Source organism: Microbacterium sp. K24 (assembly GCF_004794465.1).
Lineage (GTDB): Bacteria > Actinomycetota > Actinomycetes > Actinomycetales > Microbacteriaceae > Microbacterium.
In genome coordinates, this window is record NZ_SSDJ01000146.1 from 53,922 (window position 1) to 76,783 (window position 22,862).

The following is a 22,862-nucleotide window of genomic DNA, read 5'->3' on the forward strand; positions in this document are numbered from 1 at the left end:
TGCGGTCTTCGACGAGAATACGCATCATTAATTCATGACGTCAAGTATTAAACTTCACGATGCTCAGAAAGTCGGCGAAGCGTCCACCGTGCACCTGCGCAACGGCGGCGTGAGCCTCCTGTTCACGGTCGACTCGTTCGGCGCGCCGAGCATCGCCCACTGGGGCGCGGCACTGAGCGACGCGGACATCCCCGGCCTCCTGGCGACGTCGAGCCCCGCCCTGCTGAACAGCTCGTTCGACATCCCCCGGTCGTTCTCGATCGCCGCCGGACGAGCCCACGGCTGGTCGGGAACCCCGGCCATCGAGGCGCAGTACGACGAGCGCCCTGTCGAGGGCTTCTCTCTCGTCGAGAGCACCGCGGGGGAATCGCAGGCCCGTTTCGTCCTGGCGGACGCCGACTCCCTCGCCCGCTCGACCTTCTCCTACCGGCTCGACGACGCCGGCGTCCTGCACGCCTCCGTGGTCGTCGACAACACCAGCGTCGACCGTCGTCTCGACGTGGCCGCCGTGCGCACCCTCCTGCCGCTGCCGGGCCGGGCCGTGGAGGTCATGGACTTCACCGGCCGCTGGACGCACGAGCACCGGCCGCAGCGGATGCCTATCCAGGACGGCACATGGCTGCGTTCATCGCGGCGCGGGCGGCCCGGGCACGACTCCTCGTACCTCACGCTCGCCGGCACCGAGGGCTTCCGCTTCCGCAGCGGCGAGATCTGGGCCGCGCATGTCGCCTGGAGCGGCAACCAGGAGATGCTCGTCGAGCGCCTTCCGGAGGGCGCGGGAGTGCATCGCGCGATCATCGGCGGCGGAGAGCTCGTGGATGCCGCCGAGATCCGGCTCCAGCCCGGCGAGACCTACGCCTCGCCGGAGGTCGTCTTCACCTGGAGCGATCAAGGGATCGACGGGATCACGGCGCGGCTGCACGCATCGATCCGTTCCCGGCCCAGTCACCCGCGGACGCCGCGGCCGCTGCTGCTGAACACATGGGAGGCCGTCTACTTCGACCACGACCTCGAGACACTCACCCGGCTCGCCACCACGGCCGCCGAGCTCGGGGTGGAACGGTTCGTGCTCGATGACGGCTGGTTCCACGGACGGCGCGATGATCACGCCGGCCTCGGCGACTGGCACGTCGACGCCGACGTGTGGCCCGACGGCCTGAAGCCCCTGTCGGACCGGGTGCATGCGCTGGGCATGCAGTTCGGACTGTGGTTCGAACCCGAGATGGTCAATCCCGACTCCGACCTCGCGCGACAGCATCCGGAATGGCTGCTCCGCGAGTCGCCGTCGCTCGAGTGGCGGCACCAGTTCGTCCTGGATCTGTCCCGCGACGACGTCGTCGCCCACCTGCTCGACCGGCTCGACCGGGTCATCTCCGAGAACGGCGTGGACTTCGTGAAGTGGGACCACAACCGCGACCTGCATGCGGCCATCGGCGCAGGGGGTGCGCGGCGCGTGCACGCGCACACCCTCGGCTTCTACCGGCTTCTGGACGAGCTTCGGCGACGGCATCCGCTTCTGGAGATCGAATCGTGTGCCAGCGGCGGCGCGCGCGCCGACCTCGGCGTGCTGGCGCGCACGGATCGCGTCTGGGCCTCGGACTGCAACGACCCGATCGAGCGACAGCAGATCCAGCGCTGGACGCAGACCCTGCTTCCGCCCGAGCTCATCGGAGCGCACATCGGCCCGACCGAGTCGCACACCACGCACCGTCACGCCGACTTCTCGTTCCGTGCCGTCACCGCCCTCTTCGGGCACGCCGGACTCGAGTGGGACCTCGCCGCGACGAAAACGGAGGAACGCACCGCGATCGCAGCGTGGGCGGCGCTCTACCGGGAGCTCCGCGGACTGCTGCACTCGGGTGTCACGGTACGCGGAGACGACGTCGATCGCGGCGCGCTGCTGCACGGCATCGTGCGTCCCGACGGCGGCGAAGCCGTCTTCGCCTGGGTACGCGTGCAGACGAGCGCCACGGCGAGCACGGCGCGGGTGCCGATCCCTGGTCTCGACCCGACGTCCTCGTATCGGGTGCGGGTGCGAGACGAGCTCGGTACCGTGAGCCGTCACGAGGTGGCCGACCCCGCGTGGCTGCGCTGCGACGACGATCTCGTCTGCACCGGCGCGGTCCTCGCCGAGGGCATCCCCCTGCCTCTCCTGAACCCCGGCCACGCGATGCTGCTGCACCTCACGGCAGTCGGATAGGCGTCCGACGCGAAGAAGCCGGGGGCCGCGTTATCGCGACCCCCGGCTTCTCCGTCCCTGCTTCCCCTATTGCCGGACGATGATCCGGTCGATGTCCGGACCGCTGCCGCCGGCGGCATCGAACGTGAGAGTGTTGGCACCCGCGGCCAACGGCAGGTGCACGGTCTGCGTGCTGACGTCGTTCGCGTTCGCCGTCACGGGGAACGAGACCGTGATCGGAGTACCGCCATTGACCTTGATCTGCACGGTTCGCGCCGTCGCCGCGGTATAGCGGATCTGGACCGTGGTGGATCCGGCCTGCTGCGCCTGGATGCCGTTGAACACCAGGGTCGAGGAGCCCGAGAGACCCGAGACCTTCGATCCCGAGCATTCAGTCCCCGAGCACGTCGCGACCGCGGCCGTTCCCGTTCGCGTGTTGCTCGACGATTCCGCCTCGTAGGAGCGGAGCACGATGATCCGGTCGATGTCCGGCGCATAGCTGGTGCCGCCGATCGTGATCGTGTTCGCCCCCGCCGCCAGAGTCACCGGGACCTCGACATCGCGCACGATGTCCCACCCGCTCGGGTTGCCCGCATTGCCCTTCCCCGATCGCGGCGGCGACACCGTCTGCGCGGCGCCGCCGTTGACCGACACCGTGAACGACCGCGGATCCTCGGCCAGGTACCCGACGCGAAGCACGTACGCCCCCGCGACCGGAGCCTGCACACCGTTGAAGCGCACCGTGGCGCCGTTCCCGAGGCTGCCGACCTTCGAGCCGCCGGAGCAGCCCGGGCACGCCGCGACACTCGCCCCGCCCGCCAGCGTGTTACCGCTCGCCTCGGCTTCGAGCACACGATCGCTCGTGCCGTCGAAGGCGAGAGGCGTCGCACTGATGTGCACGGTGAGCCCGCCGTGCGCACGGATCGGAACCGAGAGGGTGGAGGCGGAGGTCACCGAGAGCGTCTGCGTCACGATCTGTCGATCGTTCGCGCCGTCCTTGAAGAGCGTCGCCGTGTAGGTGCCGGCGCCCAGGAACGTCAGCGGGATGCTGGTCGTGCGCGCCGCATCCGACACCGAGCCGATGTACCACTCCGAGCCCGATCGCCGCGCGATGGTCGCGAAGTCGTCGGGGAAGCCCTCGACCAGCCTGCTCTCGTCCCAGACGGTCGGCACTCGACTGAGCAGGTGACGACCGACCCAGGTCTCGTACGCCGCGGCCGAGTCCGCGAAGTGCTGCATCGACGAACTGAACAGCACACTCTGGGCCAACTGGTGCGCATGCGTGGTCAGCAGATTCGGGTTCGAGAAGATGACCGGGGTCATGTCCATCCCGCCGATCGCGTTCCGGGTGAACGGGTATGTCGCGCTGTCGACCGCCGTCGGAGGCCGCCCGTACTTGTACTGCTCGTTTCCCAGGATCGCTTCCGTCGTGATGATGTTCGGATACGTGCGGTTCTCACCCGCGGGCTTCGTGCTGCCGTGGAAGTTGACGAGCACCTTCGCCTTCATCGCCGCCTTCGCGATGCGGTCGTACAGCGCGATCGTGTCGAGACGGTCGGACTGCATGAAGTCGATCTTCACCCCCGCGACGCCGCGGTTCGCGATCGTCTGCATCGCGGTGTCCAGTTGCGACTGGGAGAAGTAGCTGCCATCGGTGTTGACATAGTCGCCCTTGTTCTTCCAGATGAAGACGCCGATGTCGCGCTTCTTCCCGTACGCCACGAGCTGCTCGATGGAGCCGTCCGTGTCGTTGTAGCAGCAGTCCACCGTGACGTACTGCATGTTCAGCTGCTCGGCGATGTCGATGTACTCCTTCTGGGACCGCACCATGTCGTCGCCCTCCGATGCCTTCTCCTCGTTGGACCACCACGACCACAGCGCCTTGCCCGGCCGGATCCATGACGTGTCGGTGCCGGCGGCGGGCGCCGGGTTGAGGTCGGTGATCAGGCTGGTGTTGACGATGTCGTCGAGCGACGAGCTCACGGCGATCGCACGCCACGGCGTCACGAAGGATCCACTCGTGGCGACCTGCGTCGACGCGGTAGAGGTGTTGAAGACGTCGGTGTCGGGTCCGGGGAGCTGAACCTTCAGCGTGCGGTTGCCGTTGCCTTGAGCGTCGAGCCTGACCGCGGGATACGTCGGGTCGACGTAGACGGCGGCCTCGGAGATCAGGGCCCACTTCGCGTTGTTCGCGATGCTCGCGAGCGTCGGCATCGAGAAATGCCGCGTTCCCATCGAGGCGGCGGAGACGTACGGGTAGGCGTCCTCGTAGTCCTTCGCGGACCGGTAGTCGCTCGCCCACAGACCGGTGTCGACCGGGAGCGCGAACGTCGTCGCCTCGCGTGTGATGGTCGTCGCACCGACCCCCGACACCTCGTAGCGGAACGCCACGCCGTCGTCGTGCGCCTGCACCACGACAGCAAGCTGTGCGCTGCCTCGGTGGTAGCGCAGTGTCATCTGGTTGGCGCTGGACGACACCGGCCCGTCGAAGTGCTCGACGAGCGTGTAGTTCTGCGTGATCGGTGTCGTGGTCTCCGAATCGAAGGCGAGCGACGTCGACAGGTCTGCGGCGGCCGTGACGACTCCCATCTTCGAGGAGGCGATCACCGTGGTGGACCCCTGTACCACGGTGTAGGTGAGGGTTCCGTCGTTCTCGTTCCGAACGGTGAGAGTGGTGCCGCCGTCGGGCGACGTCACGGTGTGGTCGGTCACCGCCTCCGCCGGCGAGGCGAGCACCAGACCTCCGGATAGGACGATTGCGGCCACCGTGGCCAACGACAAGCGTCTGATTGCAGCCATCATGACTCCTTCCGCCCCCGCGTCGTCGCGGCGGCGGCATTATCTTTCCAAGGTTAAGTTACGCCGTCAAGGAAATCGGAAGATCCCGATCGCCCCGCTCCGAAGAATTTCAGTATTCGGTGTTGCTAAGTACCGGTACTCAGTGTTACTTTGTACCGGTACCCAGCAACACTGAGTACCGAGACAAGAGAGAGGAGGACCTGATGGGCAAGCAGATGACCGAGATGCTCAAGGGCACTCTGGAGGGCATCGTTCTCGCCCTCCTGGCCGAGCAGCCGGCGTACGGGTACGAGATCACCGCGCGAGTGCGCGACCACGGGTTCACCGACATCGCCGAGGGCACGATCTACGCACTGCTGGTGCGGATCGAGCAGAAGAACCTCGTCGACGTCGAGAAGGTCCCGAGCGAGAAGGGCCCGCCGCGAAAGGTGTACAGCCTCAACGCCGCGGGCACGCAGGAACTCGAGGACTTCTGGAACACCTGGAGCTTCCTCAAGAAGCACATCGAACAGCTGAACACGAACAACACCGACACGAACAACGAAAACAAGGAGAACTGACCATGGTCGCGAAGTGGATCGAAGTCCTCACCGGATCGCTCGAGCAGAAGAAGCAGTACAAGCAGGCGAAGGCCCGTATCGAGGCTCTCCCCGAGCCGTACCGAGCCGTCGCGAACGCGCAGCACCGCTACACCATGTACTACGGCGGTATCACCGACGGCGACACCCTCGTGCAGATCTTCCTCGATCTCGCCGATCTGTGGGAGCGCGCGGCGATCGACGGCACCCCGATCGACGCCATCATCGGCGACGACCCCGTCGAATTCGCCGAGACCTACGCCGAGGCGTACGGCGGCACCCAGTGGGTCGACAAGGAGCGCGCCCGCCTCGTCAAGGCGGTCGACGACGCCAAGAAGAAGGAGAACTGATCATGTCGAACGCAGCCATCAGCGTGAAGGGCTTGCAGAAGTCCTTCAAGGACCTGCATGTCCTGCGCGGCGTCGACTTCGAGGTGGAGCGGGGAAGCATCTTCGCCCTCCTCGGTTCGAACGGCGCCGGCAAGACCACCGTGGTGCGCATCCTCTCCACCCTGCTGAAGGCGGATGCCGGAACGGCGACCGTGCAGGGCGTCGATGTCACCACCGATCCCCTCGGAGTCCGCGAGAAGATCAGCCTCACCGGGCAGTTCGCCGCGGTCGACGAGATCCTCACCGGCCGCGAGAATCTCGTGCTCGTCGCGAAGCTGCGGCACCTGCCGAACGCGGGGAAGGTCGCCGACGACCTGCTGGCGACGTTCCGTCTGACGGATGCCGGCGCCCGCAAGGTCGGCACCTACTCCGGCGGCATGCGCCGCCGGCTCGACATCGCGATGAGCCTCGTCGGACACCCCGAGGTCATCTACCTCGACGAGCCGACCACGGGTCTCGACCCCGAAGCCCGCATCGAGGTGTGGGACGTCATCAAGGAGCTCGCGAACACCGGCACCACCGTGCTGCTCACCACGCAGTACCTCGACGAGGCGGAGCAGCTGGCCGACCGCATCGCGATCCTCCACGAGGGCCGCATCATCGCCGACGGCACCCTCGCCGAACTGAAGAAGCTGCTCCCGGCCGCCAAGGTCGAGTACGTCGAGAAGCAGCCCACCCTCGAGGAGATCTTCCTCACCCTCATCGGTCCGTCATCCACGAAGGAGAACGCAGCATGACCACGCACTTCGCCGCCGACACGGCGACGCTCACCGGCCGCTCCATGCGGCACATCTTCCGCAGTCCCGACACGATCATCACGACCGCGGTCACCCCGATCGCCCTGATGCTGCTGTTCGTCTACGTCTTCGGCGGCGCGCTCCGCCAGAGCACCGGCGCCGAGAACTACGTGAACTACCTGCTCCCCGGCATCCTGCTCATCGCCATCGCATCCGGCATCGCCTACACGGCGTTCCGGCTGTTCACCGACATGCAGAGCGGCATCTTCGAGCGGTTCCACTCCATGCCGATCGCCCGATCGAGCGTGCTGTGGGCCCACGTGCTGACCTCGCTCACCGCCAACGCCATCACCCTCGCGATCATCTTCGGCGTCGGATTCCTCATGGGCTTCCGCACCGGGGCGAGCGTCGGGGCATGGCTCGCCGTGATCGGCATCCTGATGCTGTTCACGCTGGCGCTCACCTGGCTGGCCATCATCGCCGGCCTGAACGCCAAGACGGTCGACGGCGCGAGCGCCTTCTCGTACCCGCTGATCTTCCTGCCGTTCATCAGCTCGGCCTTCGTGCCCACCGACACGATGCCCGGTCCGGTGCAGTGGTTCGCCGACAACCAGCCGGTCACCTCGATCGTCAACACCATCCAGGCGCTGTTCGCCGAGAAGCCGGTCGGCGACGACATCTGGGTCGCTCTCGCCTGGTGCGTCGGCATCCTCGCGGTCGCCTACGTGTTCGCGATCATCTCCTACCGGAAGAAGGTCCGTTGATCTCTTCGAGCGGGACGGGACGCTCCGTCCGGGGTTCATACCCCGGCCGGGGCGTTTCGCTGCGCTCGGCGCCGGCATCCGTCTCCTGCTTCCGGTCGCAGTTTCTGCCGTCCGGAATGCCCGGAGGCGGCAGGAACTGCGACCGGAACGACAGCAGGCGACGCCTCACACCGTCCGCAGCGCCGTCGTCGGCGACAACCGCGCGGCGCTGATCGCGGGATAGAGCCCCGCGATCACACCGACCACGAGGGCCACCAGCGGACCGCCGACCAGCACCACCGCGGGTATCGTCGCCGCCTGCCCCTGGATCGCGGCGTACACGATGACCCCGAGCGCCCCGCACACCGCCCCGGCGACGCCCCCCAGGCCGCCGAGCACGATGGCCTCGGCCACGAACTGCCCCGCGATCTGCCCCGACCGCGCGCCCAGCGCCCGTCGGAGTCCGATCTCGCCGCGACGCTCCAGCACCGCGACGACCATGGTGTTCGCGATGCCGATGCCTCCGACCAGGAGCGCGATCGCCGCGAGTCCGACCGCGAGGCCGGACAGCGCGTCGTCGGCGGTCTCCCTGGCCCCGGCGAGATCGCCGAGTCCGGTGACCTGCACGTACGGCGAGCCGGGGTTCGCGGCACGGGCGATCGCGTCGCGCACCTTCTCGCCGATGTCGCCGTCGGCCATGCGCACATAGATCGCGGCGATGGTGTCGTCACCGTCCGCCGAGACATGCTCCGCCGCCCAGCGGTCGCCGAGGAACGCGCTCGCATCGATCGATTCGGCGAGGCCGGCCGAATCGAGGATGCCGATCACGGTGAACCACTGCTCTCCGATCCACACCCGCACGCCGGGCTCGGTTATGCCCATCCGCGCGGCCGCGGCCGATCCGAGAACGGTCACCGGCAGTGAGCGGTCGGTCTCGTCGAACCAGCTGCCCTTCGCGACCGAACCCTCGACCGAAGCGAGGAAGTCCGGACTCGCCGCATACGCGGTCAGTCCGTTGCCCTGGCTCTTCGGCATGAGGTCGTTGCGGTACACCCCGATGCCGTCGGGCACCTTCTCGAGCACGCCGAACCGCTCGACGCCGTCGACGCGGCCGATCATCTCCGCCGCCGTCTCGGGCAGCGCGACCGGCTTGTTGTCGGGGCCGTAGCCGGGCTGCACCACGACCATGTCGGCGCCGAGCGCGTCGAGCTTCGCCAGCAGTTCGGCCTGGTTCGATGCGGCGATGCCGGTGATCGCGGTGAGCGCGGCGATGCCGACCGCGACCCCCAGCGCCGACAGCGCCGTGCGCATCTTCCGACTGCGCGGTCCGATGAGCGCCGTGCGGATGCTGTCCGCGACGCTGAGCCTCGGCATCCGCTCTCCCCGGCGTCTCATGCGGCGACCTCTTCCCGCACACGCGCGCCCGTGTCGCTCACGATTCGGCCGTCGTGGATGCTGACCTGCCGCTCGGTGCGGGCGGCGATGCTCGCGTCGTGCGTGATGATCACGACCGCCGTGCCGGAGCCCGCGATCGACGTGAGCAGTTCGAGGATGCGCTCGCCGGTCGTCGAGTCGAGCGCCCCGGTCGGCTCGTCGGCGAACAGCACCGACGGCTCTCCGACGATCGCCCGCGCGATCGCGACGCGCTGCTGCTCTCCGCCCGAGAGCTGCCCCGGCCGATGCTTCATCCGCTCGCCGAGACCGACGCGCTCCAGGGCGGCCGCCGCACGCGCGGCACGCTCGGCAGCCGGAACGCCCGAGTACAGCAGTCCGAGCGCGACGTTGTCGACCGCGCTGAGCGCCGGCAGCAGGAAGAACTGCTGGAACACGAAGCCGATGCGGCGAGCGCGAAGGGCCGCGCGTTCGCGTTCGGCGAGGAGCGCGGCATCCGTCCCGTCGATGAGCACCGTGCCGCTCGTGGGATCGTCGAGGGTGCCCATGATCGAGAGCATGGTGCTCTTCCCCGATCCGGATGCTCCGACGACCGCCACGAGCTCGCCGCTCTCGATCGCCAGGCTCATCCCGTGCAGCACCCGCAGCGGCGGACTGCCGGGATACTCCTTCACCACGTCGACGAGCTCGACCACGGTTCCGGGGTTCACTGGGCCACCACCACGGCGTCGCCCGCGGCGAGCTTCCCCCCGACGATCTGCACCCGGGTGTCGGCGATGAGGCCGACCTCGACCGCGACGCGCTCGACCTTGCCGCCCTTGCGCAGCACGTCGACCGCATAGCCGCCATCGGTCGTGGCGACGAGAGCGGTGACGGGCACCACGAGGGCGTCCTTCACCTCCGAGGTCGCGAAGACGACCTTCACCGCGCGCAGCCCGATGCCCTCGGCGACCGCAGGATCGGCGAACTCGATGTTCGCGGTCGGAGGCGTTGTCTCACCCTCCTTGTCGGTGGGCTGACCGCCGGGATCGACCGCGGTGATCGTCGCCGGCACCTCGGTGCCGTCGGGGAGGACCACGGTGACGGCAGTGCCCGGCAGGATCTCGCGCGCCTGCCCGTCGGTGAGCTTCGCGACCACCCGCAGGGCGGTGCTCGTGTAGGTCAGCGGACTCGCACCCGCCGAGTCGCCCAGCTGCGCCGTGACCGATTCGACGCGCACGGATGCCGCCGTGATGGCGACGACGTCGCCCAGCTTCACGACGCCGTCCTTCGTCACGCCCAGGGCCTTCTGCCAGGCCTTGACGTTGGCCTCGGTGACCGCGGTGAACTCGTCGTCGATCGTCATGTCCTTGCCGAAGCCGAGATCGGCGAGCGCCTGCTCCAGCTGCCGCACGTCAGGACCCTTCTCGACGCCGATGCCGAGGTCACGCCAGAACGGCCGATCCCCGCGCATCGCGATCACGGGCTTGCCGTCGACCTCGTAGACGGCCTGTCCCACGCCGATCACGTCGCCGGCCTTGGGCAGGCGCGTGATCGTCCCGCCGCGCCCGGGCAGCGCGATGGACGCTCCGTAGCTGAGGCTGCCGTTGATCCGGAGGTCGGATGTGAGCGTCGTGAGCTCGGCCTCGGCGGTCACGGGCTTCCGGCGGTCGTCGGGAGCTTCGGCGACCGAGCTCCACGGCTGCAGCACCGCCAGCGTCACCGCCGCCACCACGAGCAGCACTCCGACCGGCACCAGCACGCGCGTCATCCGGCGGCTCATTCGTCGCCCCCGGAAGGGATCGTGGTCGCCGCCATGACGCCGCCCTCGAAGTACTCGCCGAGAACGGCGTAGAAGTCGAAGTCGACCGATTCCACGCTCTCGGGGGTGAACATCGGGGGCATGTCCTCCACGGTGTCCTGGCAGGCCTCGAACAGCGTCCGCGCCTCGTCCTCGGTGATGCCCACGGGCAGCTCGAGCATGCCGTCGGCATCCGGATCGGCGAAGTCGGTGAACCCGTTCTCCCGGGCGCAGGATGCGAAGGCGAGCGCCGTCTCGATCATCTCCTCAGCGGAGAGCATCTTCGTCTCGGAACCATCGGCCGCCGAGATGTCGGGTTCCGGCTGCTCGAACTCGGGGACCTCCTCCTCGCACTTCTCCCAGGCGGCGCGCTGGCCGCCCTCCTCGGGATAGCCCGACGCTTCGGTCGAGGCGAGCCAGGTGCCGTCCTCGTCGGAGAAGACCATCATCATCGGCATCGATTCGCCGTCACCGGCGCCGTCGAGCGACCCGGCGTCGGCGCTCATCGTGCCCATCTGACCTTCGCCGGGAGCATCCGGCATGAGCAGGCCCACCTGCCCGCCCTCGACGATCTTGGCGGTCTGGCCCTCACCCGTGAGGCAGGTCACGAAACGCGTCGCGGCGGCATCGTTCCCGCCGCCCTTCGCCTTGTCGTCGGCCGACGGTGCGGAGCAGGCGGCGAGCGCGACCACGGCCAGGATCACCGGGATCACCGCCACGGAACGGCGGATCTTCACATCGAACATGACATTACCTCTCTTCCGGCCGCGGGTCGTCCGCGACTCTGCAGTCCGTTCTATGGAGGCGATGGTTTGCTGTCGGTATGACGGCGCCTAACCGGAAACTAACCTCGGGCCCCGCATCCTCGGATGCAGGAGGTGCCATGCGTCTGCTGCTGGTCGAGGACGAGGCCGATCTGGCCGACACGCTGGCCGACGGCCTGCGACGAGAGGGATATCTCGTGGATGTCGCGCGCGACGGATCGAGCGCGCTCACCGCAGCCGCCTCGGCCGATGTCGACGTGATCGTGCTCGACCGCGACCTCCCCGTGCTCAGCGGCGATGCGGTCTGCCGCACCCTGGTCGCGCAGGAGTACCCGGCGCGCATCCTGATGCTCACGGCAGCCGGCACCCTCGGCGATCGGGTGGCGGGGCTCGACCTCGGGGCCGACGACTACCTCGCCAAGCCCTTCGCCTATGTCGAGCTGCTCGCCCGCATCCGCGCCCTCGGGCGGCGCGGGGGCTCCGGCCGGCAGCGCGCGGTGCTGGAGTTCGCCGGCGTCCGTCTCGACACCGTGCGACGCGTCGTCGAGCGCAACGGCACACCGATGCGCCTCACGCTGAAGGAGTTCGGGGTGCTCGAGACCCTTCTCGCCGCGGAGGGCGGCTACGTCAGCTCGGACGATCTGCTCGACGAGGTGTGGGACGAGCCGCTCGAACGGACACGCGGCGTGGTCAAGATCGTGGTGCACACACTGCGCCGCAAACTCGGGGAACCCGCGGTGATCCAATCCGCGGCCGGCCACGGCTACCGGATGGGGACGACATGAGACGGATGAGCTTCCACAGGCGGCTCGTGATCATCATCGCGGGCGCGTTCATCGCGGTGGGCGCGGCGCTGCTGACCGTGCAGTACCTCGTCGTGCAGCAGCTCTTCGCCTCGGCGCTCTCGGTGACCGCGGCGAGCTGCGTGCCGGTCTCCGGCGTGGCAGCCCTCACCGAGGGAACGAGCCCGGCCGAGACGACGAGCCCGACCGACGGCACGGACGTCACCGACGTCTCCCCGCTCACCGACGACGGCCTCACATACGGGACCGCCAGCACGGGGTGCGCCTTCGTCGCCGATTCGGTCGACTTCCAGCTGGCCACGCCGATGGAGACCGTGTCGGTGGATGCCGTCGGCGGCGCCGTGCTGCAGCAGTCCACCTTCCTCGCGGACGAGGTGGGCGGCGGTCTGCTGCTGTGGTCGGTCGTGGTGCTCGTGGCGTTCACCGGTGTCGCCGCCGCCATCGCGTTCTGGCTCGCGAGACGATCGCTCGGACGCATCGGCGAGGTCACCGCCACCGCGCGCGACATCTCCGAGCGCGACCTCGGGCGCCGCCTCGCCCTGCCGGGCCCCGACGACGAGATCAAGGAGCTGGGCGACACGATCGACGGCATGCTCGACCGCCTGCAGTCGGCGTTCGCGGCCCAGGACCGCTTCGTCGCGAACGCCTCGCACGAACTCCGCACCCCGCTCACGACGACGCGCACCGCACTCGAGATCCCGCTGGAGCAGGGCAGCGTGCCCGACGACCTCCAGCCGAACATGCAGAGGGCGCTGCGGGCGACCGAGCAGAGCGAACGGCTCATCACGGCGCTCCTCACGCTCGCCCGATCGCGCACCGGACTCGAGCATGTCGAACCCGTGGCTCTCGACGAGGTGATCGCCGAGGAGATCGAGGAGCTCGATGGGCAGGACGTCACGGTCCACACCCGCGTCGAGGCGGTCTCCATCGACGGCGACGGGATGCTGGCGGCCCGGGCCGTGCGCAACCTGCTCGAGAACGGCATCCGCCACAACGTCCCCGGCGGGGAGCTGTGGGTGCGCTGCCGACGCGAGGGCGAGCACGCGGTCATCGAGGTGGAGAACACGGGCGCGCGGATCGCGGCCGAGACCCTCGCGCTGCTCACCGAGCCGTTCTATCGCGGTGATGCGAGCCGCACCTCGGCCGGGCCCGACGGCACCGGCCTGGGACTCGCGATCGTGCAGAGCATCGCCCAGTCGCACGGCGGTCAGCTGCACCTCGCGGCGCGGAGGAACGGCGGGTTGGTGGCGACGCTGCGGCTTCCCGTCTGAGCGCGGAAGCTCGAAGACCCCTCCTGCGATGTAGTCGTCGTCACCCTCCGGACTGACGACGCCCGCGCCGGTGGTGGCGAGAGTGGAAGCATGAGAAATACCCTCCTCCCTCGACTCGCCGGCGCAGGCCTCCTCGTGACTGTGATGCTGACGGCATCCGGCTGCGGCGTCGTCGATGCCCTCGTCTACAAGCAGAAGTCCGCGGAGTATCCGGATGCCGCCGCTTTCGAGACCGACGCAGACCTCGACGTCCCGTGGCTGCCGGCCGACAGCACCGCCATCCGTGTCACGCAGTCGACCCAGGCCGACGATGCGGCGATCGCCCTCGACAGCGACGAGGCGCTCGACGACGCGCTGTGCGCCGAGGTGCCCCGGCAGTCCGCTCCGGCATACGTTCTCGACGACACGATCGACGTCTACAAGGTCGCGTCGGTCTTCGCGTGCGGGGCGTGGAGTGTGGCGCAGACGCCCGACGGGTGGCTCGGCTGGACGCCCAACCACCCCGACGAGGCGGCCCAGAGCCCGACATCCTGACTCCGGTCGCAGTTAGCGCCGGTTGCGGGCGTTCCGGTCGCAGTTCCTGCCGCCCGAACGCTCGGGAGGCGGCGCATACTGCGACCGGAACGGCGGATGCTGCGCGTCAGCTGCTGACGACCCAGTCGAACTGGTCGCCGTTCTCCTCGAGCCAGGCGTCGACGGCTTCGGCCTCGCGACCCTCGCCGTACTCGTTCACGACGAGGTCTTCCAGCGAGCCGTACTGCTCGTCGTCCAGCACGATCTGCGAGATCAGCTCGGCGGCCTCGGGGAACTCCGACGCGAACCCCTTCGTGCCGAGGAAGTGCAGGCCCTCGGCCTCTCCCATCGCGCCCTTCGGGTCTTCGAGGTCCTTCACGGGGAAGGCATCGTTGGCCCAGAACGGACGCCACAGCGTGACGGCGATGTCCTCCTTCTTCTCGGTCGCGGACTTCAGCTCGGTGAGCATCGCGGCGGTAGACGAGGTGACGAGCTCGTACTGGCTGTCGAGACCGTACTCCGGCAGCATCTTCTGCGTCTGCGCGGTGAGACCGGCGCCGGGTTCGATGCCGTAGATCTTGCCGCCGAGATCGGCATCCGCGAGGTCGTCGATCGTCTCGAGGTCGGAGTACTCCGGCACGGCGATCGTCAGGCGGGCGTTGTCGTAGTACGTGCCGAGGTCTTCGATCGAGTCGCCGTAGGTCGCCATGTACTCGGCATGCGTGACCTCGGGCCACGCCGACGGGAACAGGTCGACGTCGCCCTGCGCGAGTCCCGTGTAGAGCGGGCCCGCCTCGGTCAGCGTCTTCAGCTCGACGTCGTAGCCGATCTTCTCGAGCTGGTCCTGCAGCAGGTAGGCGGTGCTGAGACCGTCGGTCCACGACGGGAGGAACCCGAGCGTGATGGTGCCCTTGTCGCCTCCTCCGCCGGTGCTTCCGCCGCCGCCGAGCTCGATGGTTCCGCCGGCGCCGTCGCTCGCGCATCCGGAGAGGGCGAGGGCTCCTGCGGCGCCGAGGGCCGCGATGGACATGATCGTGCGCTTACGCATTCTGGAGCTCCTTCTCTTCGACGGGCTTCTCGGGTGTCTCGACGACCGGAGCGGATGCCGCGGCGGCCGCAGTCGCCTGGCGCTGCGCGCGCCGACGACGGATCACGGCGAGCAGCGACGCCGGGTTCTGACCCAGCGTGCCGAGCGCGGCGGTGACGCGGTCGAGGAAGACGGCGATCAGCACGACGCCGAGACCGGCCTCCACGCCCTTGGCGATGTTGACGGTCGAGATGGCCTCGACGACCATCTTCCCGAGGCCGTCGGCTCCCGCCATCCCGGCGATGACCGCCATGGAGAGCGCGAGCATGATGACCTGGTTGATGCCGGCGAGGATCGTCGGCATCGCGAGCGGAAGCTGGATGCCGCGCAGGATCTGCCCCGGCTTCGCGCCGAAGGCCTGACCGGCCTCGACGGTCTCGGAGTCGACCCCGCGGATGCCGAGCTCGGTCAGGCGCACGCCCGGAGGCAGCGCGAAGATGACCGTCGCGACGAGTCCGGGAACGACGCCGATGCTGAAGAACACGATCGCGGGGATGAGGTACACGAACGCCGGCATGGTCTGCATGAAGTCGAGCACGGGCTTGAGCACCGCGCGGACCGTGGCGTTGCGCGCCGACCAGATGCCCAGCGGCACGGCGATCAGCACCGCGACGAGCGCGGCGACCAGCACGAGCGCGAGCGTCTGCATCGCGGGGACCCACAGGCCCATCGCGACGATCAGCGCGAACGAGATGATCGTGCCGATGGCCAGCTGCCATGAGCGCACCAGCCAGGCGATGAGCGCGGCGAGCGCGATCACGACGAAGAAGTAGGGCAGCAGCAGCAGCGAGGTGAGCCCGTCGACGAGGAACGTCACGACGAACGAGACGACGTCGAGCAGACCGTCGAGGTTGACCTTGACCCAGTCGACGCCGGCTTCGACCCAGCTGCCGAGGGGGATGCGGAAACCGTCCATCAGCGCACCTCCTCGATCACGTCGGTTCCTGAGCCCGTCGAAGGGCCGGGATCCGTCCATCCGTCGTCGAGCACGGCGTCGATCTCGGCCTGCGGCATCGGCATAAGGGGAAGGATGATCTCCTCGGTGGCACCCGGTCCGGGGCCGAGGGCGGCGAGCAGCGTCACGCGGGGGATCACGCCGGTGAGGCGGCCATCGGCATCCACCACGGCGAGCGGCAGCGGCGACTCGACGGCGGGGACGAACAGGTTCATCAGCACCTCGTCTTCGCGCACGCTCTGCAGCACGGGCTTGAGCACGGAATTCAGCGTCGTCGCGCCGGAGCGCACGAGCTTCACGGCATCCCGGTCGGTGACGACGCCGAGCAGCTGGCGGTCGCGGCCGACGACGTAGGTCGCCGACATGTACGCGTCGCGCATCTGTCGGAGCGCGGTGCGGGGGCCGGCGGTCTCGGGGACGACGGGGCGCGGCCGCTCCATGACGTTCGCGGCGGTGAGCACACGGGCCCGGTCGACGTCCTGCACGAACTGCTCGACGTAGTCGTTCGCCGGATCCATGAGGATGTCCTCCGGCGTGCCGATCTGCACGATGCGGCCGTCGCGCATCACGGCGATGCGGTCGCCGAGGAACATGGCCTCGTTGAGGTCGTGGGTGATGAAGACGATGGTCTTCTGCAGCTTCTCCTGCAGTTCGAGCAGCTGCTCCTGCATCTCGCGGCGGATGAGGGGGTCGAGGGCGCTGAACGCCTCGTCCATGAGCAGGATGTCGCTGTCGGCGGCGAGCGCGCGGGCGATGCCGACGCGCTGCTGCATGCCGCCGGAGAGCTCGGACGGCATCTTCTCGCCCTGGCCCTCGAGGCCGACCAGCGAGAGGATCTCCTCGGCCTTCGCCAGGCGGGTGGTCTTGTCGACGCCCTTCAGCTCGAGCGGGTAGGCGACGTTCGCGGCGACCGTGCGGTGCGGCAGCAGGGCGAAGTGCTGGAACACCATCGAGATGCGGTCCCGACGGATCTCGCGCAGCTGCCCGTTGGGGATGCCGGTGATGGGATCGCCGGTGACGGTGACCGAGCCGGAGGAGGCGTCGTGCAGGCCGTTGAGCATGCGGATGATGGTGGACTTGCCCGATCCGGACAGGCCCATGATCACGAAGATCTCCCCACGGTTGACGGTGAAGCTGGCGTCGATGACGGCGGCCATTCCCGCGTCGGCGACGTCGGTACGGCTCTCACCGGCCTTCAGCCGACGGACGGCCTGGCTCGGATTCTTCCCGAACACTTTGAACAGATTGCGCGCTTCAAGAGCGATTTCGGACACGTTTCCCCCGCGGCTCAGCATGGGGTGGCTGAGCCTGCTTCGGTTACGCCCGGGTGATGCTCACGGGGCCGTTCGACATGACTGCTGTGGCGGCGCGGGCAGCGGATTTCGGATCCGCCGCAGAGAGCATCGACCGTACGTCCACGCCTCTTCGCAGCACAGCTCATCGAAAGAAGGACGTGGTCGCGGACTGGTCTTTCGGGCCATCAGGCCCACAGACCAACGTAACGAAATGGCTGATCAGGGGCAAATCCGCAAACCCGAACGCGCCCGGGTTTCTCCCGCTGACCGGGGAATTGGTCATATGTTCAGCGGCGGATGCTGCGCGTCACGGTGAACTTGGATGTGCGGTGCAGCTGCTCGGTCGGGCCGACGATCCGAGTGAGTTCGGCCCGGTATCCGAGCGAGGAGTTGAACACCGTGAAGAGCTCTCCACCGGGGCGGAGGATGCGCGCCGCAGCCTCGAAGAGTCGGGTCGCGGCACCGGTGTGGATGCTGTTGCCGAGGTGGAACGGCGGGTTTAGGAGCACCACATCGGCGCTCGCGTCCTGGAGGTCGGAGCCGGCATCATCGTGCGTGACCGCGACACGATCGCGGACGCCGTTCGCGGCGACGGTCTCGCGAGCGGATGCTGCTGCCGCCGCCGACCGGTCGGTCGCGATGACGCGGGCGTCGGGGTGCGCAAGCGCCCACGACACGGCGAGCGCGCCGGTGCCGCAGCCGAGGTCGATGACATCCGCGGGCCCCGGAGTCGGCTCCAGCCGGAGCACATCGAGCAGCGCACGCGTGCCGATGTCGAGGCGCGCACCGGCGAAGGCGCCGCCGTGGGCCACGAGCGTCAGTCCGTCGTGCTCCGCCGTCACCGGATACGGGGGTTCGGCCGGCACCGGAAGCGGCTCCGACGCCACGACCAAACGGGACTTCCGCTCGGCCCGCTCGGCCTGCACGTGCGCGAAGCTCCGCGCGAGCACCTCGTTCTGCCCGAGAGTCATGTGCTTCACTCGCCCTCCGGCGACGAGCACCGCATCGGGAGCGGCCCAGCGGGCGACGGCATCCGCGATCTCCTCGAGCTCGGCGAGCGCCTTCGGCAGCTGCAGCAGCACCACTCGGGCGCCGGTGAGCAGGTCCGCGTCGAGCTCGTGCGATGCGAATCCCCCGAGCCCCAGCTCTCCCGCGTTCCGCGCGAGAGCCCGGCGCCCGGTCGCCAGGTCCTGATGCACGCGGATGCCGTGGCGCCCGGCATCCGTCAACGCCAGGGTGATCGCGCCGTATTCGTCGCCGATCACCGCGATCTCGTCGCCGGGAACACCGAGCGCGAGCGCCCGCTCGACCAGCAGGATGTCGGTGGCGTCGGAGGCCTGCAGATTGTCGGCCTCGACGTCGGGCCAGCGGCGCAGGCGGCTGTAGGGGAACTCCGGCACCAGCCCACTGTACGCGGCGGCCGTAAGGATTCCGCATGAGTTTTTTTCGCAGTATTCACAAATTCGTGAAACGGGCGTAGCGTCACCGCCATGACCACAGTCATCGACACCCGGAGCCTGACCAAGCACTACGGTCACGTGCACGCCCTCGACGGACTCGACCTCACCGTCGAGCAGGGGCAGGTGCACGGCTTCCTCGGTCCGAACGGGGCGGGGAAGTCGACGACGATCCGCATCCTCCTGGGGCTCGCGCGGCGCACCGGCGGCACGGCTTCGGTGTTCGGCGAGGACCCGTGGAACCGCGCCGTCGATCTGCATCGCCGCATCGCGTACGTGCCCGGCGATGTCAGCGTCTGGCCCACCCTGTCCGGCGGCGAGGCCGTCGATCTGCTCGCCCGGCTGCGCGGTGCGCACACGAAGGATGCCGCCTACCAGCACGAGAAGACGCGGCTCATGGACGCGTTCCAGTTCGATCCGCGCAAGAAGGGCCGCGCCTACTCGAAGGGCAACCGCCAGAAGGTCGCGCTGATCGCAGCCTTCGCGGTGCCGGCCGACCTGTACATCCTCGACGAGCCGACGAGCGGCCTCGACCCGCTGATGGCGGTGATCTTCCAGCGCGAGGTCGCCCGCGCCCACGCGAACGGCGCGACCGTGCTGCTGTCGAGCCACATCATGAGCGAGGTCGAGCAGCTCTGCGACCGGGTGTCGATCATCCGCGCGGGTCGGATCGTCGAGAGCGGCACCCTCGCCGAGCTGCGGCACCTCACCCGCAGCGACGTGTCGTTCACGGCATCCGGCATCTCCCTCGACCAGGTCGCCGCCATCCCCGACGTGCACGATCCGACGGTGCAGGGTGATCGCCTCCGCCTCGCCGTCGACAGCGATCGGACGGCGACGGTGCTCCCGGCTCTCGCATCCCTCGGCATCAGCGACCTGCGCGTCGCGCCGCCGTCGCTCGAGGAGCTGTTCCTGCGCCACTACGGCGACGACCTCGCCGCGCTCGAAGCGGCGGAAGAGGGCCCGGCGGGCGACGCGAAGCCGCAGACGCGTCGCGGCCGTCGCGCGAAGGAGCAGGCGTGATGTCGACCTTCGGCGTGCTGCTGCGGCAGCGCATCCGGCGCGACTGGCTGCAGCTGACCCTGTGGATCCTCGGCACCGCGGCGATGGCCGGCGCGGGATACGCCGGCGTCTCCCAGTCGTATTCGACGCTCGAGGATCGGCAGAATATCCTGGCAGCCGCCCTCGCGAACCCGGTGATCCTGATGTTCCGCGGGCTGCCGTCCGGCACGTCCGAGGGGGCGTTCATCGCGTTCGAGATCCTGCCGTGGCTCGCGCTGCTCGCTGCCCTCATGAGCACCTTCCTCGCCGTCCGGCACACCCGCGGAGACGAGGAGGCCGGACGCTCGGAGCTCGTCTGGGCGACCCCGGCCGGACGGCGACTGCCGACGGTCGTGACGATCGTGCATGGCGTCCTGGCCGATCTCGTCCTTTTCGCTCTCACCACGCTCGCCCTCCTCGCGAGCGGACTGCCCGCAGCCGGCTCGGTGCTCGCCGGAGCCGCGGCAGGCGCCACCGGCATCGCCTTCCTCGGCATCGGGCTGCTGGCCGCGCAGCTGATGCGCACCTCCCGCGGCGCGAACTCGCTGACCGTCTGGGTGCTCGTCGCGACGTTCCTGATCCGCGGCATCGGCAACGCGGCCGGCACGCCGAACGACGACCTGTCCGGGATGACGAGCGCCTGGTTCGCCTGGATCTCGCCCTTCGCCTGGGCCGAGCAGGCTCGCCCGTACGATGCGGACCTCGTCGGCCCGGTGCTCCTCGGCCTCGGTCTCGGACTCGTGCTCGCCGCGGCATCCGTCGTCCTGCAGTCGCAGCGCGACATCGACGCGAGCTTCGTGGCGGAGCGTCCCGGCCGGGTCTCGGCCCGGCCCGGCCTCGCCACCCCGCTCGCCCTGGTGTGGCGGCTCACCTCGGGCTCGATCGTGGGTTGGGCGGTCGGCGGGGCGGTCACCGGCATCCTCGCGACGACGCTGAGCGGGCTCGTCGATCAGATCTCCGGCGAGAATCCGGCCGTCGCCGACATCCTGGAGAAGATCGGCGGCGCCACCGGCGGCCTCGACGAGGTCGTCGTCACGGTGTTCTTCACGCTGCTCGGCATCCTCGCGGCCTGCTGCGCCGTGCAGACAGTGGTGCGCGCCCGGCAGGAGGAGGCGCGCGGCACCGCGGAGGCCGTGCTCGCGACACCGGTCGGCCGCGTGCGCTGGCTCGCCGACTACGTGATCGTCGGGACGTGCGCGGTGCTGATCGTCGTCGCGGCGGCCGTGCTGGCCGGGTGGGCCGGGATCTGGTCGCAGGATGCCGATGACTCGCTCTACCGGATCGTCGCGGTCGCCGGCCTCGGACAGGCGGTCGCGGCCTCGGTGTTCACCGTGCTCACCGCGCTCGTGTTCGTGCTCGTGCCGCGCGCCACGATCGGCCTGGCCTGGACCCTCGTGCTCGTCGCGACCATGCTCGGGATGTTCGGGCCCCTGTTCGGCCTGCCGGAGTGGACCGCGAACATCTCTCCGTTCGCGGTGACCCCGGTCGTCGACGGCGACGGCGTCGACGTGCGCGGACTCTGGTGGCTGGTGCTGGCCGTGGGCGCCGGGCTCGCGGCATCCCTGTCGCTCATGCGCCGCCGCGAACTGACGTCGGGCGGCTGAGACGTGCGGGCGAGAGGAGCGTGATGGCGGACGACGAGAGAGCGGATGCCGAGGCATCCGATTCCGGCGCGCACCGCGCGATCCAACCCGCCGAACAGGCCGCGGCGATGCTGACGGCCGCGGGGATGTCGCGCATGCCCGCCCGCGTCATGATGGCCCTCGTCGCCGCCCCCGACGGCGGCTACACGGCGGCGCAGATCGGCGACCGGCTCGGCGTCTCGGCGGCAGCGGTGTCGGGAGCCGTCCGCTACCTGCAGCAGCTGCATTTCATCCAGCGCCGCTCCTCGCCGGGGGATCGACGCGACCGCTACGAGTTCGTGCACGACACCTTCGCGAGCTCGATGGCAGGGAACGTGCCCGTGTACACGAGCCTCGCCGGGTACATCGACGACATCGCCGCCCAGCACGGGGATGACCCGGGGGCGCAGGACCGTGCCGTCGAGCTGGCCGAATTCTTCCGCTACCTCGCCACGCGGATGCCGCAGATCGTCGAGGAATGGCGCGCGCAGCGACGCGACATCGCGGACTGATCGCCGCGGCATCCGAGCAGGGCCTTGCGGATGAGACGCGATGGAAACACAATGGACATCAAATAGATCACTTTGAGCTGTTTGAATGATCGCAACGACGCGCGAGGAGCATCCGCATGACCCTGACCATCGCCGGACTTCAGCACCACGGCGAGCCCGGAGACGTCGATGCCAACCTCGCCGTCGTCGCCGCGGCCGCCGGCGAAGCCGCTGAACGAGGCGCGGGGATCCTCGTCACTCCCGAGATGTTCGTCACGGGCTACAACATCGGCGACCGCCTGGCGCCGCTGGCCACTCCCGACCTCGTCGACCGGATCGCCCGCATCGCCCAGGACAGCGGGATCGCCATCCTCGCCGGCCTCCCGGAGACGCTCGAGAACGGCGACATCACGAACTCCGTGGTGATGATCGACCGCGACGGCGCCGAGCTGCTGCGCTACCGCAAGACCCACCTCTTCGGCGCGCTCGACCGCCGCCTCTTCGTGCCGGGCGCCGCACTCCCCGGCATCGTCGAGATCGACGGCGTGCGCCTGTCGGTGCTCATCTGCTACGACGTCGAGTTCCCCGAGACCGTGCGACGGGCAGCCCTCGGCGGTGCGGATGCCGTCATCGTGCCGACCGCGCAGATGGAGCCGTACGCGCACGTCGCCGAGCGACTCATCCCGGTGCGCGCCTGGGAGAACCAGATCCACGTCGTCTACGTCAACCGCGTCGGCGGCGAAGGCGACCTCACCTACGTCGGACGCAGCAGCATCGTCGCCCCCGACGGCGAGGTGCTCGCCTCCCTCGGCGCGACCGACGTCGGACTCCTGATCGCCACGATCGATCCCCAGGCGACACGACGAGCGAGGCAGGAGAACCCGTACCTCGCCGACCGCCGCCCCGAGCTGTACTGAACACCCTCCCTCCGTCGTCCTTCACCGGACCTCTGCGAAAGCGAATCCC

21 protein-coding genes are annotated in these 22,862 nt (G+C 69.1%); 12 read left to right on the top strand and 9 right to left on the bottom strand.

What is annotated here, in order from left to right; all coding sequences use genetic code 11:
• The first annotated feature begins 34 nt into the window (after positions 1-34).
• On the top strand, positions 35-2,200 hold the full coding sequence (locus DW306_RS18030) for an alpha-galactosidase (RefSeq protein WP_136056967.1): 2,166 nt from the start codon (positions 35-37) through the stop codon (positions 2,198-2,200).
• Positions 2,201-2,266: 66 nt separating this feature from the next.
• Here DW306_RS18030 and DW306_RS18035 read toward each other — a convergent pair whose 3' ends face one another.
• Positions 2,267-4,978, bottom strand: a complete 2,712-nt coding sequence (locus tag DW306_RS18035; protein ID WP_168429374.1) for a glycoside hydrolase family 97 catalytic domain-containing protein — start codon at positions 4,976-4,978, stop codon at positions 2,267-2,269.
• Positions 4,979-5,181: 203 nt separating this feature from the next.
• On the opposite strand from DW306_RS18035, the gene DW306_RS18040 reads away from it, so the two are divergent.
• From DW306_RS18040 to DW306_RS18055, 4 genes are read left to right on the top strand one after another with little or no spacing between them, the layout of a single operon-like run.
• Positions 5,182-5,538: a PadR family transcriptional regulator gene (locus tag DW306_RS18040; RefSeq protein ID WP_136056969.1), complete on the top strand. Its 357-nt coding sequence runs from the start codon at positions 5,182-5,184 to the stop codon at positions 5,536-5,538.
• A gap of 2 nt (positions 5,539-5,540) precedes the next feature.
• Entirely contained in the window at positions 5,541-5,906 is a 366-nt protein-coding gene (locus DW306_RS18045; protein WP_136056970.1) for a DUF1048 domain-containing protein, read from the top strand.
• Between the two features lie 2 nt (positions 5,907-5,908).
• Complete coding sequence (locus DW306_RS18050) at positions 5,909-6,682, top strand: ATP-binding cassette domain-containing protein (protein ID WP_136056971.1); 774 nt, start codon at positions 5,909-5,911, stop codon at positions 6,680-6,682.
• Positions 6,679-7,446 (top strand): ABC transporter permease, encoded by a 768-nt coding sequence (locus DW306_RS18055; RefSeq protein WP_136056972.1) that lies wholly within the window; start codon positions 6,679-6,681, stop codon positions 7,444-7,446. The genes DW306_RS18050 and DW306_RS18055 overlap by 4 nt, the downstream gene beginning before the upstream one ends.
• A gap of 165 nt (positions 7,447-7,611) precedes the next feature.
• Here the strand turns inward: DW306_RS18055 and DW306_RS18060 are convergent, their stop codons facing one another.
• Genes DW306_RS18060 through DW306_RS18075 form a run of 4 tightly spaced genes read right to left on the bottom strand, consistent with a single transcriptional unit; the run spans position 7,612 to position 11,343 of the window.
• Positions 7,612-8,820 carry an ABC transporter permease gene (locus DW306_RS18060; protein ID WP_136056973.1) on the bottom strand — a complete coding sequence of 403 codons (1,209 nt, stop codon included), beginning with the start codon at positions 8,818-8,820 and terminating at the stop codon, positions 7,612-7,614.
• Complete coding sequence (locus DW306_RS18065; protein WP_275092157.1) at positions 8,817-9,527, bottom strand: ABC transporter ATP-binding protein; 711 nt, start codon at positions 9,525-9,527, stop codon at positions 8,817-8,819. Before DW306_RS18065 ends, DW306_RS18060 begins: the two co-directional genes overlap by 4 nt.
• Positions 9,524-10,567: a peptidoglycan-binding protein gene (locus DW306_RS18070; RefSeq protein ID WP_136056974.1), complete on the bottom strand. Its 1,044-nt coding sequence runs from the start codon at positions 10,565-10,567 to the stop codon at positions 9,524-9,526. The genes DW306_RS18065 and DW306_RS18070 overlap by 4 nt, the downstream gene beginning before the upstream one ends.
• A gap of 8 nt (positions 10,568-10,575) precedes the next feature.
• Complete coding sequence (locus DW306_RS18075; protein WP_136056975.1) at positions 10,576-11,343, bottom strand: hypothetical protein; 768 nt, start codon at positions 11,341-11,343, stop codon at positions 10,576-10,578.
• Positions 11,344-11,480: 137 nt separating this feature from the next.
• Here DW306_RS18075 and DW306_RS18080 point away from each other — a divergent pair, with 137 nt between their 5' ends.
• The 3 genes from DW306_RS18080 to DW306_RS18090 all read left to right on the top strand — a co-directional run bounded on the left by DW306_RS18080 (position 11,481) and on the right by DW306_RS18090 (position 13,969).
• The gene (locus DW306_RS18080; protein ID WP_136056976.1) at positions 11,481-12,146 is read left to right on the top strand and encodes a response regulator transcription factor; all 666 of its coding nucleotides are present in this window, start codon (positions 11,481-11,483) and stop codon (positions 12,144-12,146) included.
• Positions 12,147-12,151: 5 nt separating this feature from the next.
• Positions 12,152-13,435, top strand: coding sequence for an ATP-binding protein (locus DW306_RS18085; RefSeq protein WP_168429375.1), 1,284 nt, complete (start codon positions 12,152-12,154; stop codon positions 13,433-13,435).
• A 90-nt stretch (positions 13,436-13,525) separates the two neighbouring features.
• Complete coding sequence (locus tag DW306_RS18090; protein WP_136056978.1) at positions 13,526-13,969, top strand: hypothetical protein; 444 nt, start codon at positions 13,526-13,528, stop codon at positions 13,967-13,969.
• Between the two features lie 106 nt (positions 13,970-14,075).
• Here DW306_RS18090 and DW306_RS18095 read toward each other — a convergent pair whose 3' ends face one another.
• The 4 genes from DW306_RS18095 to DW306_RS18110 all read right to left on the bottom strand — a co-directional run bounded on the left by DW306_RS18095 (position 14,076) and on the right by DW306_RS18110 (position 18,685).
• Positions 14,076-14,996, bottom strand: coding sequence for a glycine betaine ABC transporter substrate-binding protein (locus DW306_RS18095; protein WP_136056979.1), 921 nt, complete (start codon positions 14,994-14,996; stop codon positions 14,076-14,078).
• Entirely contained in the window at positions 14,989-15,951 is a 963-nt protein-coding gene (locus DW306_RS18100; protein ID WP_136056980.1) for an ABC transporter permease subunit, read from the bottom strand. The genes DW306_RS18095 and DW306_RS18100 overlap by 8 nt, the downstream gene beginning before the upstream one ends.
• Positions 15,951-17,285: a glycine betaine/L-proline ABC transporter ATP-binding protein gene (locus DW306_RS18105; protein ID WP_240747262.1), complete on the bottom strand. Its 1,335-nt coding sequence runs from the start codon at positions 17,283-17,285 to the stop codon at positions 15,951-15,953. The genes DW306_RS18100 and DW306_RS18105 overlap by 1 nt, the downstream gene beginning before the upstream one ends.
• Before the next feature lie 287 nt (positions 17,286-17,572).
• Entirely contained in the window at positions 17,573-18,685 is a 1,113-nt protein-coding gene (locus DW306_RS18110; protein WP_136056982.1) for a methyltransferase, read from the bottom strand.
• A gap of 90 nt (positions 18,686-18,775) precedes the next feature.
• On the opposite strand from DW306_RS18110, the gene DW306_RS18115 reads away from it, so the two are divergent.
• From DW306_RS18115 to DW306_RS18130, 4 genes are all read left to right on the top strand, one after another.
• Positions 18,776-19,765 (top strand): ABC transporter ATP-binding protein, encoded by a 990-nt coding sequence (locus tag DW306_RS18115; protein ID WP_136056983.1) that lies wholly within the window; start codon positions 18,776-18,778, stop codon positions 19,763-19,765.
• A complete protein-coding gene (locus DW306_RS18120) occupies positions 19,765-21,387 on the top strand; it encodes a polyketide antibiotic transporter (RefSeq protein WP_136057001.1) in 1,623 nt (540 codons plus the stop codon). Before DW306_RS18115 ends, DW306_RS18120 begins: the two co-directional genes overlap by 1 nt.
• A 23-nt stretch (positions 21,388-21,410) precedes the next feature.
• Complete coding sequence (locus DW306_RS18125) at positions 21,411-21,917, top strand: helix-turn-helix domain-containing protein (RefSeq protein ID WP_136056984.1); 507 nt, start codon at positions 21,411-21,413, stop codon at positions 21,915-21,917.
• 116 nt (positions 21,918-22,033) lie between these two features.
• Positions 22,034-22,813, top strand: coding sequence for a carbon-nitrogen hydrolase family protein (locus tag DW306_RS18130; protein ID WP_136056985.1), 780 nt, complete (start codon positions 22,034-22,036; stop codon positions 22,811-22,813).
• The last annotated feature ends 49 nt before the right edge of the window (positions 22,814-22,862 follow it).

What these genes read in the sequence shown, in the direction of transcription:
- DW306_RS18030 (WP_136056967.1), top strand. Translation starts at nt 35, where the DNA reads ATGACGTCAAGTATTAAACTTCACGATGCTCAGAAAGTCGGCGAAGCG.
- DW306_RS18035 (WP_168429374.1), bottom strand. Translation starts at nt 4,978, where the DNA reads ATGGCTGCAATCAGACGCTTGTCGTTGGCCACGGTGGCCGCAATCGTC.
- DW306_RS18040 (WP_136056969.1), top strand. Translation starts at nt 5,182, where the DNA reads ATGGGCAAGCAGATGACCGAGATGCTCAAGGGCACTCTGGAGGGCATC.
- DW306_RS18045 (WP_136056970.1), top strand. Translation starts at nt 5,541, where the DNA reads ATGGTCGCGAAGTGGATCGAAGTCCTCACCGGATCGCTCGAGCAGAAG.
- DW306_RS18050 (WP_136056971.1), top strand. Translation starts at nt 5,909, where the DNA reads ATGTCGAACGCAGCCATCAGCGTGAAGGGCTTGCAGAAGTCCTTCAAG.
- DW306_RS18055 (WP_136056972.1), top strand. Translation starts at nt 6,679, where the DNA reads ATGACCACGCACTTCGCCGCCGACACGGCGACGCTCACCGGCCGCTCC.
- DW306_RS18060 (WP_136056973.1), bottom strand. Translation starts at nt 8,820, where the DNA reads ATGAGACGCCGGGGAGAGCGGATGCCGAGGCTCAGCGTCGCGGACAGC.
- DW306_RS18070 (WP_136056974.1), bottom strand. Translation starts at nt 10,567, where the DNA reads ATGACGCGCGTGCTGGTGCCGGTCGGAGTGCTGCTCGTGGTGGCGGCG.
- DW306_RS18075 (WP_136056975.1), bottom strand. Translation starts at nt 11,343, where the DNA reads ATGTTCGATGTGAAGATCCGCCGTTCCGTGGCGGTGATCCCGGTGATC.
- DW306_RS18080 (WP_136056976.1), top strand. Translation starts at nt 11,481, where the DNA reads ATGCGTCTGCTGCTGGTCGAGGACGAGGCCGATCTGGCCGACACGCTG.
- DW306_RS18085 (WP_168429375.1), top strand. Translation starts at nt 12,152, where the DNA reads ATGAGCTTCCACAGGCGGCTCGTGATCATCATCGCGGGCGCGTTCATC.
- DW306_RS18090 (WP_136056978.1), top strand. Translation starts at nt 13,526, where the DNA reads ATGAGAAATACCCTCCTCCCTCGACTCGCCGGCGCAGGCCTCCTCGTG.
- DW306_RS18095 (WP_136056979.1), bottom strand. Translation starts at nt 14,996, where the DNA reads ATGCGTAAGCGCACGATCATGTCCATCGCGGCCCTCGGCGCCGCAGGA.
- DW306_RS18100 (WP_136056980.1), bottom strand. Translation starts at nt 15,951, where the DNA reads ATGGACGGTTTCCGCATCCCCCTCGGCAGCTGGGTCGAAGCCGGCGTC.
- DW306_RS18105 (WP_240747262.1), bottom strand. Translation starts at nt 17,285, where the DNA reads ATGCTGAGCCGCGGGGGAAACGTGTCCGAAATCGCTCTTGAAGCGCGC.
- DW306_RS18115 (WP_136056983.1), top strand. Translation starts at nt 18,776, where the DNA reads ATGACCACAGTCATCGACACCCGGAGCCTGACCAAGCACTACGGTCAC.
- DW306_RS18120 (WP_136057001.1), top strand. Translation starts at nt 19,765, where the DNA reads ATGTCGACCTTCGGCGTGCTGCTGCGGCAGCGCATCCGGCGCGACTGG.
- DW306_RS18125 (WP_136056984.1), top strand. Translation starts at nt 21,411, where the DNA reads ATGGCGGACGACGAGAGAGCGGATGCCGAGGCATCCGATTCCGGCGCG.
- DW306_RS18130 (WP_136056985.1), top strand. Translation starts at nt 22,034, where the DNA reads ATGACCCTGACCATCGCCGGACTTCAGCACCACGGCGAGCCCGGAGAC.